The organism is Rugosimonospora africana (genome assembly GCF_016862975.1).
In the GTDB taxonomy this organism is placed as follows: Bacteria; Actinomycetota; Actinomycetes; order Mycobacteriales; family Micromonosporaceae; genus Rugosimonospora; species Rugosimonospora africana.
Map to the genome: position 1 here is coordinate 69,615 of NZ_BONZ01000038.1, position 18,888 is coordinate 88,502.

Genomic DNA, 18,888 nt, shown 5'->3' on the forward strand with positions numbered 1-18,888 from the left:
CTCACCGCACCGCCCGCTCGACCGGCACGACCAGTCCGGCCCGTGCCGGCAGGACCACCGGCACCCGGCCGGCCGCGGCGCGGGCCGCCGCGAACGACTCCTCGTCGTCGTAGCCGAGCAGGTGGCTGACGACCAGCAGGCCGACCCCGGCGGCGTCAGCCAGTTCGCCGGTCATCCGGGCGGTGAGGTGCCCGTGCTCGGCGAGCATCGCCGGGTCGGCCGTCAGGTACGTCGCCTCGCACACGAACACGTCGGCGTCGCTCGCGGCGGCGAGCACCCCGTCGCACCAGCCGGTGTCGGACGAGAACGCCAGGATCCGGCCGGCCAGGTCGAAGCGCAGCGACGCACTCGGCACCGCGTGCCGGGCGCGGTGAGCGGTGAGGCTCACGCCGTCCGCGATCGGCACCGCCGTCGCGCCGTCCCGCACCAGCGGCCGTACGTCGAACGCGGTCGCCAGCGGCCGGCCCACCACCGGATCGGTGGGTACCGCGGCCCACTCGTCGAGAGCGGCCAGCGTGTCGACGCTGTCCTCCGGTATCCACAGCGGGATGCGTGGCGGCGGTTCCTTTGTCAGCAACCGAGTGAACGCGAGCGGCACGACGTCGAAGGCGTGGTCCTGGTGCAGGTGGGTCAGAACCACAGCGTCGAGCCGGTGTTCCAGGCCCCGCGACACGAGCTGGGTCACGATTCCCGGGCCGCAGTCGACGAGGACCCGGACCTCGCCGTGCTCGACCAGGTAGCCGGAGCAGGCAGAGACCGCGTCTGGCCGGCCGGCCCGGTAACCCAGCACTGTCAGTCGGGTGTCAGTCACCGATACTCCCTTTGTCCGTCGGTGGTCACAGTGGTCAGGTCGGAACGCGGCCCGGGTACCGGCGCGGAGCCGCCGTCCCGGTGCCGCCGGGTTCCGATGGTCTGTTCCAGCGTGCGGTTCTTGGTCTCCGGTGCCAGGACGGCGGTGGTGACGAGGCCGAGCACGCCGGCCGCCACGAACAGCCACAGTGCGCCGGTCACGCCCCAGGCGGACACCAGGTCGGGGAAGACCAGCACACCGAGGATCGCGCCGATCCGGCTCACCGCGGTGCCCAGTCCGGTGCCGGCCGCGCGCAGGTCGGTCGGGAACAGCTCGGTGCAGTACACCATGTCCAGCGTGCCCGGACCCATGTTGGAGAACAGGATCGCGATCGCGAACAGCACCACGATGAGCGCCAGCGCCGGTGCGTGGGCGAGGGCCAGGGCCACCAGGACGGCCGTCTCGCCGGCGAACGCGGTGAGCAGCACCGGCCGGCGGCCCCACGAGTCGACGAACAGCACGGCGATCACCGCGCCCACCACGCCGAGCGCCGCGATGATCGCCGATCCGATGTCGGCTGCCAGCTGCGTGGAGCCGCCGAGCGAGGTCAGGATCGTCGGGCTGTACATCTGGATGCCGTAGTACGCCACGTCGTGGGCGAACCAGAACACGCACACGAAGAAGGTCGCGCTGATCAGGCCGCGGGAGAACAGCCGGCGCCACTGCCCGGTTCCGGTGGCGGGCTGGCCGGTGGCGGGCTGGCCGCCGGCGAACTGGCCGACCGGCCGGTCTGGATCGGGCAGCACCACGTCGGCGGCGGCGAGCCGGCTGCCGGGGGCCTCCCGGTTGACCAGGTCGGCGACGATCCGCCGGGCCTCGTCGGCGCGGCCGTGCGCGATCAGCCACCGGGGCGACTCCGGGATGCTGGCCCGGAACACCAGGGTCACCAGGGCCAGCGCGGCACCGACGAGCAGCATCCAGCGCCAGCCGCTGGTTCCGATCGGCAGGAACGCCACGCCGACGAGGTAGGCGGCGAGCGCGCCGACGTTCCACATCAGGCTCAGTACCACCACCAGCCGGCCGCGGTCGCGGGGGGACCCGAACTCGGCGGTCAGCGACGACGAGATCGGATAGTCCGCGCCGATGCACAGTCCGAGAAGGAAGCGGAACAGGATCAGTTCCCACACGTCGGCGGAGAAGGCTGCCAGCGCGGCGAACACGACGAACCCGATGAGGTCGATCAGGTACATCTTCTTGCGGCCGACGCGGTCGGCCACCCGGCCGAAGACCAGCGCGCCGACGAACATCCCGACGATCGCCGAACAGCTGGTCACGCCGAGCGTGAAGGACGTGAAGGTCCAGGATTTCTTCAGTACCGGCAGTGCGACGGCGATGACCGTCAGGTCGAAGCCGTCGAGAAACATTCCGATCGACGACAGCAGCGTCAGCCTGCGACGGAACCGGGACAGGTCGGCGGTGTCGAGCGTTGCGGCGGTCATCTGGTCAGCTCCCGCTCCGCGTGCTCGGGCGAAGGGGCTTGTCGACTGGGCATGGCGGCACCTCGGTCTCCTGCGGCGGCGGGGCGACCGGGGCCGGTCGTTCAGCCGCGAGTGAGAAATTATCGCTGTGCAGCGACAAGTTACCATCGGACGGCTTAATATGCAGGCACTGTTTTCGACAGAATCGGTTCGGCGGCCGCGAGTCGCATCCTCGCCGGCGGTAGTCTGACCAGCACCGCGCGCGAGCGCGGTGACCACCGGGTGGAGGGCACGGATGACGGACCGAGGGCGGCGCAAAGAGCCGGCCACGCGCCAGCAGGATGTCGCCGAATACTTGATGCGGGTCGGCACGGCCAGCGCGCAGGACCTGGCCGACCTGTTCGACGTCAGCCTGGTCACCGCGCACCGCGACCTCGACGAACTGGCCCGGCGCGGGCTGGTCCGCAAGTTCCACGGCGGCGTGACCGCCCTGCCCTCCAGCGTCTTCGAGAGCAACGTCGGTTACCGGAGACAGCTGGCGCTCGCCGAGAAGCGGGCCATCGCGCGGGAGGCCGTCGAGCTCATCGAGCCCGGCATGTCGGTGCTGTTCGACGACTCGACCACCACGCTCGCGCTCGCCGAGCTGGCCGCCGACATCGAGCCGCTGACCGTCATCACGAACTTCGCACCGATCATCACGCTGCTGATGGGCCGCAAGAACATCCGGCTCATCGCGCTCGGCGGGGAGTACAACGAGCTCCACGATTCGTTCGTCGGCGTGCCGTGCACCGAGTCGGCTCGGGCGCTGCACACTGACATCGGCTTCTACTCGTTCGCCGGTGTCGCCGACGGCGGCGTCCACCACCAGGAACAGGAGATCGTCGTCACCAAGCGGGCGATGCTGGATGTCGCGAGCCGCCGCGTTCTGCTGGTCGACCACAGCAAGCTGGGCAGATCGGCGCTGCACCGGGTCACCGACCTGGCCAGGTTCGAACGGCTCGTCACCGACGACGGCGCCGCACCCGAAGCGCTGCGCGCGCTGACCGAGCAGCAGATCGCCACCACGGTCGCCGCGCGTACCGGTCCGGACGCCTCTGGGTAGCGTGGTGCCCATGGCCGCACTGCCGCGGGATCTGCCCATCGTCGAGCGCGACGTCGTGCGCCTGGTCGTCCGGGACACGCTCGACCGCATCCTGCTCTTCCACACCCACGAACTCACCGCGCCGGAACTCGGCCAGTGGTGGGAACTGCCCGGTGGTGGCATCGACCCCGGCGAGACCTACCGCCAGGCCGCGGTGCGCGAACTGCGCGAGGAGACCGGCATCGCCGTCGCCGACGCTCAGGTCGGCGTACCGACGTGGACCCGCGACGGCTCGTTCCGCCACCGCCGGGTCCGCCGTCTCCAGCACGAGAGGGTGCTGGAGGTACGGCTGGAGGGACCCGGACCCGCCATCGACGGCGACGGCCGGCTGGACTACGAGAAAGAGGACTACTTCGACTTCCGGTGGTGGCCGGCCGCCGAGGTGGCCGCCAGCACCGATCGGTTCTACCCCGGGCAACTCCCCCGGTTTCTGACCCGCTTCCTGGCCGGCGACACGATCGACGAGCCGCTGGAAGTGTGGTCCTGACCGGTCCGGCTGGCGGCCACCGGCGTCACCGGCTGCGTTCGAGCGCAGCGGCTTCCGCCGGCCCGGCCGCCGCACGGCCGGGTCCCAGCGGATCGACGTTCGCGGCCTGAACCAGCGCGCGGACGGTCGCGGCGAGCACCGACTTGTCGCGCGCCACCGCCCATCCGGAGCGATGCCCCACCCGGAACTCCAGGTAGGTGATGGCGGCCGCGTCGCTGCCGGGACCGAGCGACTGCTGGGTCAGCCCGAGCACCTCGACCGGTACGCCCAACTCCGCCAGGATCAGCCGCAGCCCGTCGACCGGACCGTCCCCGGTGCCGGACCGCTGGACGATGCGGCCGTCGACGGTGAGCGTCACGGTCAGCCGGTCCCTGCCGTCCGCGGTGCGCTGGGTGCTCCAGGAGGACAGCGCGACGCGCCCGGTCTCCGGCGTCAGGTACACGGCCTGGAACAGCCGCCACAGCGCGGCGGCGGTGACCTCCTCGCCCGTGGTGTCGGCGTGCCGCTGCACGTGGCGGGCGAAGTCGATTTCCAGGCGCCGGGGCAGCTGGAGGCCGTGCCCGGTGTGCAGCAGGTACCCGACGCCGCCCTTGCCGGACTGGCTGTTGACCCGGATCACCGCGTCGTAGTCGCGGCCGACGTCGGCCGGGTCGATCGGCAGGTACGGGACCTCCCAGGGCGCGGCCGACTCGGGTACGCCGGCCGCGACCGCCCGGCGGCGGTGCTCGGCGAATCCCTTGCGGATGGCGTCCTGGTGCGTACCCGAGAAGGCGGTGTAGACCAGGTCACCTGCGTACGGGTGCCGTTCGTGCACCCCGATCCGGTTGCAGTCCTCGACGGTACGGCGGATCTCGTCGATGTCCGAGAAGTCGACCATCGGGTCGACGCCCTGGGCGTGCAGGTTGAGCCCGAGCGTGACGAGGTCGACGTTGCCGGTGCGCTCCCCGTTGCCGAACAGGCACCCCTCAACCCGTTGCGCGCCGGCGAGTACCGCGAGTTCGGCACAGGCCACCCCGGTACCCCGGTCGTTGTGCGGGTGTACGGACAGGATGACCGCGTCCCGCCGGTCCAGGTTGCGGTGCATGTACTCGATCTGGTCGGCGTACACGTTCGGCGTGGCGACCTCCACGGTGGCGGGGAGGTTGAGCACCACCGGCCGGTCGGGCGCCGCGTCCCAGAGCGTGGTCATCCGCCGGCACACGTCGAGCACGTAGTCGGGTTCGGTCAGGTTGAAGACCTCGGGCGAGAACTCGAACCCGATCCGCGGATCGTCGCCGGAGCGCCGCAGCACGTCCCGCGCCCCGGACTCGATGAGCGCGGCGAGTTCGTCGCGTTCGCGGCCGAGGACGACCCGCCGCCACACCGGGGCGGTCGCGGTGTACATGTGCACGATGACCCGGTGGCGCATGCCGCGGATGGATTCGAAGGTGCGCTCGATGAGGTCACGCCGGGCCGGGGTGAACACGACGATCGTGACGTCCGGCGGTGCCAGGTCACTTTCGGCCAGCAGCCGTACGAAGTCGAAGTCGGTCTGTGAGGCCGACGGGTACCCGACCTCGATCTCCTTGTAGCCCATGGCGACCATGAGTTCGAAGAACCGGCGCTTGCGGGCGGGGTCCATCGGTTCGACGAGCGCCTGGTTGCCGTCGCGCAGGTCGACGGGTACCCACAGGGGCGCGGCGGCGATGCGGTTGCCCGGCCAACTCCGGCCGGAATCAGGCACCGGAACCCGCGCGTACACGTCGCGGTAGCGGTGGGAGGGCATCTGCGAGCGGCGCTGGCGGTTCCACGCCGGTTGGCCGGCCGGGATCTCACCCGCCGGAGTGCGCAGGGTCCGAAAGGCTGTGCGCTGGGTCATGACGTAGGTCTCCTGTGGTCTCGACGACTGGCCAGACCGGCGCGCGGAACCCCCACGGCGGGGTGCCGGCCGATCGGGCCCCGCCGTGGCGGCTAAGGAGAAGCAGCGCGCCCCACGACACGACGGCTATGCTAGGCGGAGTCAACTCCTCAGACAAGCTGAGAAGTTCGAGCGATGACGGGAGACGTGGATGACCGATCGGATCCGCCGGCATCCACTGGCCGAGCAGGCCGCGGAGGCGATCCTCGCGCGGGTCGGCGCGGGCGAGTGGGCGCTGGGACACAAGCTGCCCGGCGAGACCACGCTGGCCGTGACGCTCGGCGTCGGCCGCTCGACCGTCCGGGAGGCCATCCGCGAGCTGGCCGGCCGGGGTGTCCTGGAGAGCCGGCAGGGGGCGGGCGTCTTCGTGCAGTCCACCCAGCCGGTCGAGGTCTGGCCGACGGTCATGCGCCGGGCCGGCATCGCCGAGGTCATCGAGGGGCGGATCGCCATCGAGTCCGAGGCCGCGCGGCTCGCCGCCGACCGCCGGACACCCGCCGACCTGCGCGCGATGCGGTCGCTGCTGCGCGAGCGGGAGCGGGCCGCCCGCCAGGCCGGCAACGAGGGGTACGTCGACGCGGACACCGCCTTCCACCGCGCGGTGGTCGCGGCCGCGCACAACTCGGTACTCACCGAGCTGTTCCAGGCGTTCGTCCCGCGGGTCCGCGGCGCGATGCTCGACATGCTCCGGCTCGCGCCAGCGCACCGCGGGCGTGCCGACCACGAGGCGCACGCCGCGATCGTCGAGGCGATCCGCGACCGCCTCCCGGAGGACGCGGCGACACTCAGCCGCGCGCATCTGGCCGCCATGCGGGACAGGGTGGTCGGTCGCCCGGCGCCGGAAGCGCGCGCGTCGGGCAGAGCCTGAACGTCGACGCCGCTTTACACCGCTGTCGCGTCGCCTGCCCGTTTCGCCGGCCTCCCTCGCGTGCGCCGGTCGGGACGATCAAGGCATGCGCGCTGGCCAGGCTATGATCGCGCCCATGGAAACAGCCTCGACACGCGCGGCCGGCTCGGTTGGCCCTGTCGAGACGCGGTACGTCGACCTGCCGGAGCCGGTTCAGCTCGACTGCGGTCGGCAGCTGCACCCGGTTCGGGTGGCGTACGAGACCTACGGCACCCTCTCCCCCAACCGGGACAACGTCATCCTGGTCTGCCACGCACTGTCCGGCGACGCCCACGCAGCCGGCATCGCGAGGACGCCGGGGCAGAGCGCGCGCGACGGCTTCGCCGCCGACGACCGCGACGGCACGGCCGGCAAGGCGCTCGGGTGGTGGGACGGCATGATCGGCCCCGGCAAGGCGTTCGACACCGATCGCTTCTTCGTCGTCTCCACGAACCTCCTCGGCGGCTGCCGCGGCACCACCGGACCCTCCTCGATCGACCCGGCGACCGGGAAGCCGTACGGATCGAACTTTCCCGTCATCACGGTCGCGGACATGGTGCGGACCGAGCGGGCGTTCCTGGACGTCCTCGGCATCGAGCGCCTCGCGGCGGTGGCCGGTGGCTCGCTCGGCGGTATGCAGGCCCTGGAATGGGCGATCCTCTTCCCCGATCAGGTCGACGCCGTGGTGGCCATCGCCAGCACCCACGCCCTGCACCCGCAGGGCGTGTCGTGGAACGCGATCGCCCGTGAGGCGATCATGCGCGACCCGGCCTGGCAGGGCGGCCACTACCACGGCACCGGGCAGACACCGGACGCCGGCATGGGCGTGGCGCGCATGGTGGGGCACGTCACGTACCTGTCCGCGGTCGCGATGAGCGAGAAGTTCGGCCGGCGGCTGCAGTTCTCCGACGACATCCGCTACACGATCGACGAACCCGAGTTCCAGGTCGAGAACTACCTGCGCCATCAGGCCGCGTCCTTCGTCAAGCGGTTCGACGCGAACACGTACCTCTACACGTCGCGGGCGTTGACATACTTCGACCTCGCTCGGCAGCACGGCGGCGGGTCGCTCGCGCGGGCGTTCGACGACATCTCGGCGCGGACGTTGCTGATCGCGTTCAGTTCCGACTGGCTGTACCCGCCGTCCGCCTCCCGGGACATCGAAGACGCGTTGCACGCGGCCGGGAAACCGGTCGAGTGTCACGTGATCGACGCGGCCTACGGCCACGACTGCTTCCTGCTCGAGGAGGCGCGGCAGACGCCGATCATCCGCCGTTTCCTGGCCGAGGACGGGACCAGCGCGTGACATCGAAGAAAGAGGCACATTTCGTGACCGGAGAGCCACCCCGCGGCGAGGAAGCGCACGCGTTCGGATTCGAGACCCGGCAACTGCACGCCGGGCAACGGCCCGACCCGAACACCGGTGCGCGAGCCGTGCCGATCTTCCAGACCACCAGCTACGTCTTCGAGGACCCCGAGTCCGCGGCGGCCTACTTCAACCTGCAGGAGTACGGCAACACGTACTCGCGCATCATGAACCCGACGGTCGCCGTGTTCGAGGAACGGGTGGCGAACCTGGAGGGCGGGTCCGGCGCGGTGGCCTTCGCCAGCGGCATCGCCGCACAGGCGGCCGCGCTGTTCACGCTGCTGGAGCCGGGCGACCACGTCGTCTCGTCCTCGGCCCTGTACGGCGGCTCGGTGAACCAGTTCAAGCACATGTTCCGCAAGATGAACGTCGAGCTGACCTGGGTCGACCCCGACGACCTGGACGCGTGGCGCCGGGCGGTCCGCCCGACCACGAAGGCGTTCTTCGGCGAGACGATCGGCAATCCCGCCGCCAACGTGCTGGACATCGAGGCGGTGGCGGCCATCGCGCACGAGCACGACCTGCCGCTGATCGTGGACAACACGTTCGCGACTCCGTACCTGTGCCGCCCGATCGAGTGGGGCGCCGACATCGTCATCCACTCGGCGACCAAGTTCATCGGTGGCCACGGCACGAGCATCGGCGGCGTCGTCGTCGACTCGGGCACGTTCGACTGGTCCAACGGTCGGTTCCCGGTGGTCGCCGATCCGTCGCCGGCCTACCACGGCTTGCAGTTCCACGAGACCTTCGGCGCCTACGGGTACCTGATGAAGCTGCGCGCGGAGACGCTGCGCGATCTCGGCGGCGCACTCGCGCCGTTCAACGCGTTCATGTTCCTTCAGGGGCTGGAGACGCTGTCGCTGCGCATGGAGCGCCACGTCACCAACGCGCTCAGGATCGCGGAGTTCCTGGAGCGGCACGACCTCGCCTCGCACGTGACGTACCCCAGCCTGTCGACGAGCAAGTACCGGCCGCTGGTGGAGAAGTACCTGCCCCGCGGCGCGGGCGCGGTGTTCTCCTTCGAGTGCGCCGGCGGCCGGGACGGTGGACAGGACCTCATCCGTGGCCTGACGCTCTGGTCCCACCTGGCCAACGTCGGCGACGCGAAGAGCCTGGTCATCCACCCCGCCAGTACGACCCACCGGCAGTTGAGCGACGACGAACTCGCCGCGTCCGGCGTCGCGCCGGGCACGGTGCGGCTCTCTGTCGGCACCGAGTCCGTCGAGGACCTGATCTGGGACCTCGAGCAGGGCTTCGCACACGTCGCCGCGTCAGCCGGAAGAAGGTAGTGGCAGGCATGACCGACCTCACCCGTTACCAGGACCCGCTGACGATCCAGCGGGTGCTCAACACCGCACGGACCATCGCGATCGTCGGCCTGTCGAAGAACGAACTGCGCCCGAGCTACTTCGTCGGCTACTACCTCAAACGGCACGGCTACCAGGTGATCCCGGTCAATCCCCGGGAAACGGAGATCCTCGGCGAGACGTGCTACCCGAGCCTGTCGGACGTACCCGTGCACGTGGACGTCGTGGACGTGTTCCGGGCGCCCGCCGCGCTGCCGGGCATCGCACGGGACGCGGTGGCGATCGGCGCCGGTGCCCTCTGGGGCCAGTTCGGTGTGGTCAACGAGGAGGGCGCGCGGATCGCGGAGGACGCCGGCCTGACCGTGGTCATGGACCGCTGCATGAAGATCGAGCACGCCCGCTACGTGGGCCGGATGCACTGGCTCGGCTTCAACACCCAGCGCATCACGTCGGTGCGCGCCGGGCTCCAGTAGCCCGGACCGGCGGGATGTAGGCCGGCGACTGTCCTATATCCGTGCCAGGCTGGGCGAATGACCGATCCGCAGCCGTTCCGCGTCAACGTTCCGCAAGCCGACCTCGACGACCTCCGCGACCGCCTCGCGCGCACCCGGTGGCCCGACCAGTTGCCCGGGACCGGCTGGTCGTACGGCGTCGACCGGGACTACCTCGCCGACCTGGTCGAGTACTGGCGGACCGGGTACGAGTGGCGCCGGCACGAGGCCCGGCTCAACGAGGTCGACCAGTACACCACCGAGGTCGACGGGCAGAGTGTGCACTTCCTGCACGCCCGCTCCCCCGAACCCGACGCGTTTCCCCTGGTCATCACGCACGGCTGGCCGAGCACGGTGTACGACTTCCTGGACATCCTGGGCCCGCTGACCGATCCCCGGTCGCACGGCGGCGACCCGGCCGACGCCTTCCACGTGGTCGCCCCGTCGCTGCCGGGCTTCGCGTTCTCCGGACCGACCCAGGACACCGGCTGGGGCATCGGCCGCATCGCGCGGGCGTGGGCCGAACTGATGCGGCGCCTGGGATACCACCGCTTCGGGGCACAGGGCGGCGACTTCGGCAGCATCGTCTCGCCCGAACTCGGCCGGGTCGACCCCGGGCGGGTCGCCGGGGTCCACGTCAACGCCCTGGCCAACGCGTCGACCCCGACCGACCCGGATGAGCTTTCCGGGCTCGCTCCGGACGAGCGGGACCGGGCCGAGCAGAACCAGGCGTGGTGGTACTCCCACTCCGGGTACGCGACGCAGATGTCCACCCGGCCGCAGACGCTGGCGTACGCCCTCAACGACTCCCCGGCCGGGCAGCTCGCCTGGAACCTGGAGTGGTTCGTGGACTGGGATCCGACCCGGACCGACCGGAGCCCGATCGACCGCGACACGATCCTGACCAACGTGACCGCGTACTGGCTAACCGGGACGGCCGGATCGGCGGCACGCCTGTACCGGGAGGCTAGAGCCGAGGCGTGGGGACGGCGTCCGGCCCCGTCGCCGGTACCCACCGCCGTGGCGAACTTCCTCGGCGACCGGGCCGTCCGTGGACTGGCGGAGTTGTCGAACACGGTCACCCGCTGGTCGACCTACCCGCGGGGCGGTCACTTCGCCTCGCTCCAGGCCCCGGACCTGCTGGTGACGGACATCCGGAAGTTCTTCCGGACCGTGCGGCGGTAGCCGGGCGGCGGCAGCGGAGGACCCGGACAGCGGAGGACCCGGACAGCGCGGGATCCGGCCGGAAAGAAGTCCGGCCGCGATGTCGAACCGCCGGGACCGGCTCCGACCTTCTCACGTCGAGACAGTTCCACGACCTTCGAGAAACGGAGTGACCCGATGCGGATCCGGGCGCGTACCAGCATCAGTGCCGACGGCTACGTGACCACGCCGGGCGGCTGGCCGGCACTGACCGCCGACCCGTCGTTCGTCTCCGGTCGCAGCCACGGCTTCCCGGAGTTCCTGTCCGGGTGCGAGGCGGCGCTGATGGGGCGCACGACCTTCGAACCGGCCCTGAACAACGACCGCTGGCCCTGGCCGGACCTGCAGGTGTTCGTGCTGGGCACGCACCGCCCGGCCGGTACCCCCGAGCACGTGGTCGTCGACAGCGATCCGGTGCGGCTGCTGGAGCGGATGCGCGCCGCCAACCGGGGCCGCGACGTCCACCTGGTCGGCGGCCCGCGCACGATCGAAACGTTCCGGGCGCTCGGCGCGCTGGACACGATCGAACTCCTGCTTCTCCCGCTGTTCCTCGGTGGCGGGATGCGGCTGACGGAGTCGCTGAGCCCGGCCACCGGCCTGGTCTTGGAGAGCGAGCGCGCGCTGCCCGGCGGCGCGGTGGAAATCGTGTACCGGGTCGACGCCCGGACCGGCGAGGTGCCCGGGCGCGACGCCGGATGGTCACCGGCGTCCCAACGCTGACCGGGCGAACCCAGCGGTCGCGCCGGCAGGTCAGCGTCGCCAGCCCTCGCTGCGGCTGGCCAACTGCGGATCCGTCGGCGGCGGCTCGACCGCACGGCCCTCGTACTGGGTGGACAGCACCACGTGGGAGTTCATCTCGCCGTGCGTGCCGATGCGCTCCAGCAGTCCCTCCAGGTGCGGCATCGAGGCCACCCTGACCTTGAGCATCGAGCACCAGTTGCCGCTGAGCTTGTGCACCTCGACGACCTCCGGGAACTCGTCGGAGTTGGTGGTCTTCAGCAGGCACTTGGTCAGGGCGCAGCGCAGTTGCACGAACGCGGTCAGCGGCAGGCCGGCGCGGACCGGGTCGATGCGCGCCTGGTATCCGGCGATGACCCCGGACTCCTCCAGGCGCCGCACCCGTTCCGCGACAGCGGGAGCCGAGAGATTGACCCGGCGACCCAGCTGGTTGAAGGAGAGCCGGCCGTCTTCCTGCAGGGCCGCGATGATCCGCCAGTCGGTCTGATCGAGGGGTCTGTTCACTCCGCAAGTCTTCACCGGATCTGCCTTGCGTTCAACAGGTCGGAGCGCCCGATCGGGCACCGCGCGCCATTCAACTCGACGCTGCGCCTTTCTAGCCTTGACGAATGCTGACTACCAGGGGCGACTCGCGTACCGCCCGCCGTTCCGCCGTACCCGGGCTGCTCACCGCCGGTGCGCTGATGAACGCCGCCATCGCCGTCGTGAGCCCGGTGAGCACGATCGCCGCCGCCCAGTGGTTGGGGACGGCGTGGGGTGCGGTACCCAACACCGCCGCGATCGTCGGCACCGGAGTCGGTGCGGTCGCGCTGAGCCGAGTCATCGGTCGCTGGGGACCGCGACGCGGGCTCCTGGTCGGGTACCTGTGCGCCGTGGCCGGCGCGTTGATCGCGGTACCGGCGTGTGCCCGGGGCGACGTGGGCGACGTCGTGTTCGGGATGCTGCTGCTCGGTCTCGGCAACGCGAGCGCTTTCCTGTCCCGGTACGCGATGGCCGACCTGTACCCGTCGCCCCGCCGCGGGTACGCGATCAGCATGCTGGTCTGGGCCGCGAGCGTCGGTGCGGTCGGCGGCCCGCTGCTGCTCACTCCGCTCGTCTCGGCCGCGACCCGGCTGGGCACGTCCGCGTTCGCCGGCCCGTTCGCGTTCGCGGCGGTCGCCGCGGCGGTGGCGGCGCTCTCGCTGTCCGCGCTTCCGGCCGGTGGCGGAACACCGGCCACCCGGGTGCCGGTGCGCACCCTGCTGCGCAGCCCCGCCGCCGCGCCGTCCCTCGCGGTGATGGCCACCGCGCAGGTGGTGATGGTCGCCATCATGACCGCGGCGCCGCTGGACATGCACGACCACGGCGCGGCGTTCGGTCCGGTCGGCCTGACGCTGTCCGCGCACACGCTGGGCATGTTCGCGCTGTCTCCGGTGACCGGGCGCCTGGTCGACCGGTTCGGCGCCCGGCCGGTCATGGGCGCCGGCCTCGCCGTACTGGCACTCGCCGCGGGGCTGGCCGCGGCCGGTGTGGCGGGGCGCGATCCGCTGCGTCAGGTGGACCTGTTCCTGCTCGGGTACGCGTGGAACCTCTGCTTCGTCGCCGGCAGTGCCGGGCTGGCCGGCGAGTTGCCGGCGGCCCAGCGCGCCCGGGTGGAGGGTGCCGTGGACGCGGCGGTGTGGGGCATGGCCGCGGTGGCCAGCCTGGCTTCGACGACGCTGCTGGCCACCGGCGGGTACCGGATGCTGGCCGCCACCTCGGGTGCGCTGATCGCGGTACCGGCGCTGGTCCTGGCGCTGCGCGCCGACTGGTCTGGGTCGTGGCGCGGCGCCAGACGGGCCGGGCCGGACTGGTCGGAACCCGGGAGTCGAACCTGACCGGTGCGGCCGGTCAGGGCGCGTGAACGTGGGGAAAGTCGGCTCTGCGGCCGAACGCGTCGGCCTTGCCCCACCGCCCGGGCACGTCCAGGACTTCCAACCAGCCGATGTGTGACGGCAGCAGCGGGTCGACGATCAGGCGGTCGCCGTCCGGCTCCATGCCCAGCATGGTCCGGATCAGCAGGAAGATGGCGCCCGTGGACCACGCCTGCGGGCTGCACGCCGTCGGGTACTCGACCGGATACTTGGTCAGCTCACGCTCGTACCCGCCGAACGCCTCCGGCAGGCGCCCGTCGAAGAACCGCGTCGCGTCGATGATGCCGCCCGCGATCTGCCCGGCCTCGTCCTTGAGCCCGTAGCGGCGCAGTCCCCAGGCGATGAACGAGTTGTCGAACGGCCAGACCGTGCCGATGTGGTAGCCGATCGGGTTGTAGCGCGCCTCCCCCTTCGCCAGCGTGCGCACTCCCCAGCCGGTGAACAGCTTGGGGCCGAGCAGGTGGCCGGCGATGGTCCGCACCCGCCCGTCGTCGACGATCCCGCTCCACAGCAGGTGCCCGATGTTCGACGACAGGGCGTCGACCTGGCCGCCGTCGCTGTCCAGCGCGAGGGCGTAGAACTGCCCGTCCTCCACCCAGAAGTCCCGGTTGAAGCGCTGCTTGAGGTCGGCGGCCTCCCGTTCCAACTGGTCGGCGTACCCGGGATCGTTCCAGAACAACCGGGCCAGGCGCGCGCCGCGCATCTTGGCGTCGTACGAGTAGCCCTGCAGTTCGCAGGTGGCTCTGGGAAAGCCCGGCAGCCTGCCGTCGTGGTACGAGATGGAGTTCCAGGAATCCTTCCAGCACTGGTTCTCCAGACCGGTCGTGGTGTTGCGCGGCGCGTACCAGACGTAGCCGTCGCCGCGGGCGTCGCCGTACTCGCGCAGCCACTGCAGGGCCGCGCGGGCCGGCCATTCCATCCGCCGTACAAGGGTGACGTCGCCGGTCCACCGCTCGTACTCGTCGAGCAGCACGACGAACAGCGGGCTGGTGTCGGCGGAGCCGTAGTACGGCGAGTGCGGCTGCTCCTCGAATGCCGCGCTCTCCCCGTACCGGACCTCGTGCAAAATCTTCCCGGGCTCACAGTCCCGGAAGTCGTCCAGCTTGGTGCCCTGGGTGACGCTGAGGACGTTCAGCGTCGAAGCGGCCAGCCCCGGTGCGAACGGCAGCGCCTGCAGGCTGGTGAAGATGCTGTCCCGCCCGAAGATGCTCATGAACCAGGGCAGGCCGGCCGAGGGCATGCTGCGGTCGTCCACCGCGGTCAGCGGCGTGTAGCGCAACGCCGCGAGGTCGACGAGACTCCGCCGGTACGACGTGAGCAGGTCGTCGTTGTCGGTCGCGAGCCGCGGCGCGCGGGCCAGCCACTCGTCCAGGTCACGCTTCAACTGGTCGCGGCTGCGGACCGGCCTGCCGGTCAGGCTCTCCCGGACGTTCGACCCGTTGAACCCCAGGATCTGCACCTCCAGAAGGGTGGTCCAGGTCTCCTGTGGACCGACCCGGATCTGGAACGTCATCCCCCGCTCGTCGATGTCCGCCGGGATCGATGAGGTCACGGCGGCCTCGCGCCGGAACGACTCCCGCTCGTAGCACAGCCGCAGGCACTGCCCGTCGACGCGGGTCGAGGTCGCCCCCCGCTTCCGGATCGAGCCGCTCTTCATCTCGAAGATGTCGGCGAAGTCGGCACCGACGTCCAGCCGCACCGTGAACTCGGCGGGAGTGTGCAGGTGGTTGAGGATCGTCAGCACCTCCTTCATGTCCTGGCAGACCGTACGCTCCCGGATGATGGACACGTCGGAGTCCGTGTAGGCGACGGCCGAGCCCGGCACCAGGAAGAACCGGGTGTGGTAGTAGTCGAGGTCGTCAACGGTCAGCGGACCGAGCCGCTGTCCGTTGAGGCTCAGGGCCCAGGTCGAGATGAACCGGGTGTCGAAGGAGAACAGGCCGGTCGGGAACGGGGCGTCGGCGTCCATGTCGCCGCTGCGGTCGCTGACGATGAAGGTGTTGCCGTCCAGGATCTGAACCGCGTTCCGGTTCATCGCCGCCCCCGGTCCTGCCGAGGGTCGTGGGCGCCGGGTGGGCCGGGCAGCGCGAATTCGAAGGACCGGGCCAGCCGGGTGTTGCCCTCGAAGACCACCCGGTTGCGCAGCCACGCCGCGTACATGTTGGCCCGGCCGGCGACGATCTCGCCGAACAGCGCGCGGTCGACGCGGATGACGCAGTCCGGCTCGCGGTCCTCCCGCGAAACGCCGACATCGCCGTTCTTGATCTCCAGAAACCACCGGTCGGTCGCGTTGTCGTCCCCGTCGACGTCGAACCGGATGACCCCGGAGACTTCCTCGAGATACCGGTTGTGCCCGCCGCGTTGGAGACCGTCGAAGAACGCGGCGATCGTGTCGGCCATCGGTACGCTCCTGCTGTTCGGGCCTGGGCATCCCGCGCTCGTGAGCAACGGGGGAAACCCGGTGTCCTTACCCGGACCCCGACCGACGAATCGCCCCGCGCCCGGCTCCTCCCTACGGCAACCGGGAGACCTGGTAGTGGTCGATGAGCCAGGTGCCGGCGACGTTCCGCACGATCACGCTGAGGTACACGCTGACCGTCGGCCGGTCGGTGAAGGAGAAGTCGACCGTCAGATACCCGAGAACCAGGTCCGGCGCGAGCCGGCGGGTCTGGAGGATGACGTACGCGGCGGTCATCCCGATCGGCTGCGACGCGTAGTACTCCGCGACTCCGGCCCTCCCCACGCTGTACGGGTGGAGGCCCTGGAAGATGGCTCCCTCGGTGAAGACGGCGGAGACGCCCTCCGGGTCGTGCGCGTCGACGGCCGCCTTCCACCGGTCGAGGGCGCCGCGCAGCGCGGTCGGTTCGTCAGCGTCGGCTGTGGTCATGGCTGTGCTCCTGTCGATGGTCATCGGGCTCGACACCCGTCCGGGTCGAGGATTCGCCGGGTCGGGTGCAAGTGCTGGCGGCCCGCACCCGGTTGGGCAGCGGTCCGAGGTGACGCGGGAAACGGCGGCGCAGGACGCCGGCCGCCACGGCGGCGGTTGCCACGACGGCCGCGCCGATCAGCAGCGCCGTGCGGTATCCGTCGCGCAGTACCGGCGTGACGATCAGTGGTCCGGCGACCTGCCCGACCGAGTAGCCGGTCGTGAGGACGGCCACCGACCGCGGCGTGCCCAGGTGGGTACCGACGGCCAGCGCGAGCGTGGCGATGCCCAGGAACGTACCACCGAACAGCACCGCGGCGGCGAGGTCCGCTCCGACACTGCCGCCGATCACCGGAAGCGCGATGCCGACCGCCTGCACGACCAGAGCCGCGGCCAGCAGCGTCGGCCGCGACCAAGTGCCGGCCAGCCACGCTCACAGCGCCGAGGACGGGACGGCGGCCAGCCCGGCTTTCTCGCGGGGACGGTCTCTCGCGGGCGGGTCAGTGTCCGGCGCTCTGTCCGCCGTCGACGTGCAGGATCTCGCCGGTGACGAACGGCGCCGACTCCAGATAGAGGACGGCGTCGACGATGTCGTCGATATCGCCCATCCGCCCCACCGGGTGCAGGCCCGCCAGGAACTCGTGCGTGGCCTCCGGGTGCATCGGAGTGCGGATGATGCCCGGCGCCACGGTGTTGACCCGGATGCCCCGGGTGGCGTACTCGACCGCGAGCGACCGGGTGACGGCGTTCAGGCCGCCCTTGGTCAGCGAGGCGAGCGCCGAGGGGACGTTGGAGTTCGCGTGGTCGACCAGGCTGGTGGAGATGTTGACGATGTGACCGCCGCCACGGGTCAGCATGGCGGCCACCGCCGGCCGGGTCACCTCGAAGAAGGCGCGCAGATTGACGCCGGTCACCGTCTCGTAGTCCTCGGCGGTGTAGTCGGTGAACGGCTTGGCGATGAACACACCGGCGTTGTTGACCAGCGTGTCGACGCCGCCGAACGCCTCGACGGCCGAGGCGACGACCCGCTGGGCGACGGCCGGGTCGGCGATGTCGCCGGGCACCGCGAGAACCAGCGGGTCGCCGGAGGGCGCGATCGACCGGGAGTTCGCCACGACGGCGTACCCGAGCTTGCGGTACGCGGCGACGAGGCCGGCCCCGATGCCCTGGGAGGCGCCGGTGACGATGGCGACTTTCTGGGTACTGCTCATGACACTCTCACTTTCCGGGTACGGCGGCTCCAGGATGTCGACCGCCGTCAATTCACGTACCCATGGTCGTTCGGGCGGGCCGGTAGCCGCCACGACCGGTTTGCTCTCTGCTGGTAGGCGCAGCCTCCCAGAGCCGTACGCTGGGCGGATGGAGCTACGGCAGCTGCGGTACTTCGTCGCGGTGGCCGAGGAGCTCAACTTCGGCCGGGCCGCCGAGCGGCTGCGCATCGCCGGGCCGTCGCTGTCGCAACAGATCAAGGCGCTGGAACGCGACCTCGGGGTACGCCTGTTCGACCGCGACCGGCGCTCGGTCAGGCTGACCGCGGCCGGGCAGGAACTCCTGGCGCGCACCCGGGCCCTGCTCGATCAGGCCGACAACCTGCGCCGCGCGGCGGCCGGGCTGGCCGGTGGGGAGCCGGTCCGGCTCGGGTACGTCAACTGGTGCCCGGCCGATCTGGTCGCGCGCGCCTCGGGCGTGGCCCAACTGCACGTCGACGCGTGGGTGCTGCCCTCCCACACGCAGGCCGCGCGGGTCGCCGACGGCAGCCTCGACCTGGCCATCTGCTGGGTACAGCGGGGCGACCTGGACACCTACGCGCTGGACGCGCGGCGCATCGGCGCGGACCGGCTGTATGCCGTGTGCCCCGGACCGCAGACCGCGCCGGTTCCGGCGAGCCAGACCGTCGTCCTGGTGGACGCGGACGCCGCGAGCTGGGCGTCCTGGAACCTGTACGCCGAACAGTTCGCGCGCTCCACGGGTGCCCGCGTGGTACGTATCGACGACGGTGGGGTGACCGGACCGAGCTTCTTCGACCACGTACGGCGGCTACGCCACCCGGTGGTGAACTCGCCGAAGGGGCAGACCACCGCACTGCCGCCCGACCTCGCGCAGCGCCCGATCGTGGACCCGGCGCCGCTCTGGAACTGGTTCCTGGTGTCCCGGCGCGACGAGACCCGGGCGGCGGTGCGGGCCAGCGTGGCGGCGCTGACCCGGCAGGTGGACGTGCCCGGGACCGGCGAGGCGGGCGTGTGGGTACCGGCCTCGGACCCGGTCGGCGGCCGGTGACCCTGACCC

Annotated in this window: 19 protein-coding genes; 10 read left to right on the top strand and 9 right to left on the bottom strand. The window is 71.1% G+C overall.

All coding sequences use genetic code 11. The features are described from left to right. Position 1: 1 nt before the first annotated feature. Together Raf01_RS19780 and Raf01_RS19785 are read right to left on the bottom strand one after the other, a co-directional pair. The gene (locus Raf01_RS19780) at positions 2-811 is read right to left on the bottom strand and encodes an MBL fold metallo-hydrolase (RefSeq protein ID WP_203919420.1); all 810 of its coding nucleotides are present in this window, start codon (positions 809-811) and stop codon (positions 2-4) included. Continuing rightward, positions 808-2,289 carry an MFS transporter gene (locus Raf01_RS19785; protein WP_203919421.1) on the bottom strand — a complete coding sequence of 494 codons (1,482 nt, stop codon included), beginning with the start codon at positions 2,287-2,289 and terminating at the stop codon, positions 808-810. Before Raf01_RS19785 ends, Raf01_RS19780 begins: the two co-directional genes overlap by 4 nt. A gap of 274 nt (positions 2,290-2,563) precedes the next feature. Here Raf01_RS19785 and Raf01_RS19790 point away from each other — a divergent pair, with 274 nt between their 5' ends. Both Raf01_RS19790 and Raf01_RS19795 read left to right on the top strand, forming a co-directional pair. Beyond that, positions 2,564-3,370: a DeoR/GlpR family DNA-binding transcription regulator gene (locus Raf01_RS19790; protein ID WP_203919422.1), complete on the top strand. Its 807-nt coding sequence runs from the start codon at positions 2,564-2,566 to the stop codon at positions 3,368-3,370. Positions 3,371-3,380: 10 nt separating this feature from the next. Further along, positions 3,381-3,896 carry an NUDIX hydrolase gene (locus Raf01_RS19795; protein ID WP_203919423.1) on the top strand — a complete coding sequence of 172 codons (516 nt, stop codon included), beginning with the start codon at positions 3,381-3,383 and terminating at the stop codon, positions 3,894-3,896. Positions 3,897-3,921: 25 nt separating this feature from the next. On the opposite strand, the gene Raf01_RS19800 is transcribed toward Raf01_RS19795, so the two are convergent. Next, complete coding sequence (locus tag Raf01_RS19800) at positions 3,922-5,754, bottom strand: 2-isopropylmalate synthase (protein ID WP_373319541.1); 1,833 nt, start codon at positions 5,752-5,754, stop codon at positions 3,922-3,924. A gap of 190 nt (positions 5,755-5,944) precedes the next feature. Between Raf01_RS19800 and Raf01_RS19805 the strand changes: the two genes are divergently transcribed. The 6 genes from Raf01_RS19805 to Raf01_RS19830 all read left to right on the top strand — a co-directional run bounded on the left by Raf01_RS19805 (position 5,945) and on the right by Raf01_RS19830 (position 11,766). Then, positions 5,945-6,661 (top strand): FadR/GntR family transcriptional regulator, encoded by a 717-nt coding sequence (locus Raf01_RS19805; RefSeq protein ID WP_203919424.1) that lies wholly within the window; start codon positions 5,945-5,947, stop codon positions 6,659-6,661. A 115-nt stretch (positions 6,662-6,776) separates the two neighbouring features. Beyond that, positions 6,777-7,985, top strand: a complete 1,209-nt coding sequence (gene metX, locus Raf01_RS19810) for a homoserine O-acetyltransferase MetX (RefSeq protein WP_203919425.1) — start codon at positions 6,777-6,779, stop codon at positions 7,983-7,985. Further along, positions 7,982-9,334 (top strand): O-acetylhomoserine aminocarboxypropyltransferase/cysteine synthase family protein, encoded by a 1,353-nt coding sequence (locus Raf01_RS19815; RefSeq protein ID WP_239133748.1) that lies wholly within the window; start codon positions 7,982-7,984, stop codon positions 9,332-9,334. Before metX ends, Raf01_RS19815 begins: the two co-directional genes overlap by 4 nt. A gap of 8 nt (positions 9,335-9,342) precedes the next feature. Beyond that, complete coding sequence (locus Raf01_RS19820) at positions 9,343-9,825, top strand: CoA-binding protein (protein ID WP_203919426.1); 483 nt, start codon at positions 9,343-9,345, stop codon at positions 9,823-9,825. Between the two features lie 57 nt (positions 9,826-9,882). Continuing rightward, entirely contained in the window at positions 9,883-11,028 is a 1,146-nt protein-coding gene (locus Raf01_RS19825; RefSeq protein ID WP_203919427.1) for an epoxide hydrolase family protein, read from the top strand. Positions 11,029-11,184: 156 nt separating this feature from the next. After that, positions 11,185-11,766 carry a dihydrofolate reductase family protein gene (locus Raf01_RS19830; protein WP_203919428.1) on the top strand — a complete coding sequence of 194 codons (582 nt, stop codon included), beginning with the start codon at positions 11,185-11,187 and terminating at the stop codon, positions 11,764-11,766. 30 nt (positions 11,767-11,796) lie between these two features. Here Raf01_RS19830 and Raf01_RS19835 read toward each other — a convergent pair whose 3' ends face one another. Next, positions 11,797-12,288: an Lrp/AsnC family transcriptional regulator gene (locus tag Raf01_RS19835; RefSeq protein WP_203919429.1), complete on the bottom strand. Its 492-nt coding sequence runs from the start codon at positions 12,286-12,288 to the stop codon at positions 11,797-11,799. A 104-nt stretch (positions 12,289-12,392) separates the two neighbouring features. Here Raf01_RS19835 and Raf01_RS19840 point away from each other — a divergent pair, with 104 nt between their 5' ends. Next, a complete protein-coding gene (locus tag Raf01_RS19840; RefSeq protein WP_203919430.1) occupies positions 12,393-13,640 on the top strand; it encodes an MFS transporter in 1,248 nt (415 codons plus the stop codon). 13 nt (positions 13,641-13,653) lie between these two features. Here Raf01_RS19840 and Raf01_RS19845 read toward each other — a convergent pair whose 3' ends face one another. The 5 genes from Raf01_RS19845 to Raf01_RS19865 all read right to left on the bottom strand — a co-directional run bounded on the left by Raf01_RS19845 (position 13,654) and on the right by Raf01_RS19865 (position 17,813). Beyond that, positions 13,654-15,711 carry an amylo-alpha-1,6-glucosidase gene (locus Raf01_RS19845; RefSeq protein ID WP_203919431.1) on the bottom strand — a complete coding sequence of 686 codons (2,058 nt, stop codon included), beginning with the start codon at positions 15,709-15,711 and terminating at the stop codon, positions 13,654-13,656. Continuing rightward, positions 15,708-16,076: an SCP2 sterol-binding domain-containing protein gene (locus Raf01_RS19850; RefSeq protein ID WP_203919432.1), complete on the bottom strand. Its 369-nt coding sequence runs from the start codon at positions 16,074-16,076 to the stop codon at positions 15,708-15,710. The genes Raf01_RS19845 and Raf01_RS19850 overlap by 4 nt, the downstream gene beginning before the upstream one ends. Positions 16,077-16,188: 112 nt before the next feature. Beyond that, positions 16,189-16,563 (bottom strand): YybH family protein, encoded by a 375-nt coding sequence (locus Raf01_RS19855; RefSeq protein ID WP_203919433.1) that lies wholly within the window; start codon positions 16,561-16,563, stop codon positions 16,189-16,191. Further along, complete coding sequence (locus tag Raf01_RS19860; RefSeq protein ID WP_203919558.1) at positions 16,544-17,029, bottom strand: YbfB/YjiJ family MFS transporter; 486 nt, start codon at positions 17,027-17,029, stop codon at positions 16,544-16,546. Before Raf01_RS19860 ends, Raf01_RS19855 begins: the two co-directional genes overlap by 20 nt. Before the next feature lie 73 nt (positions 17,030-17,102). Then, positions 17,103-17,813, bottom strand: a complete 711-nt coding sequence (locus Raf01_RS19865) for an SDR family NAD(P)-dependent oxidoreductase (RefSeq protein WP_203919434.1) — start codon at positions 17,811-17,813, stop codon at positions 17,103-17,105. Positions 17,814-17,961: 148 nt separating this feature from the next. On the opposite strand from Raf01_RS19865, the gene Raf01_RS50605 reads away from it, so the two are divergent. Further along, positions 17,962-18,879 carry a LysR family transcriptional regulator gene (locus Raf01_RS50605; protein ID WP_203919435.1) on the top strand — a complete coding sequence of 306 codons (918 nt, stop codon included), beginning with the start codon at positions 17,962-17,964 and terminating at the stop codon, positions 18,877-18,879. Positions 18,880-18,888 lie beyond the last annotated feature (9 nt).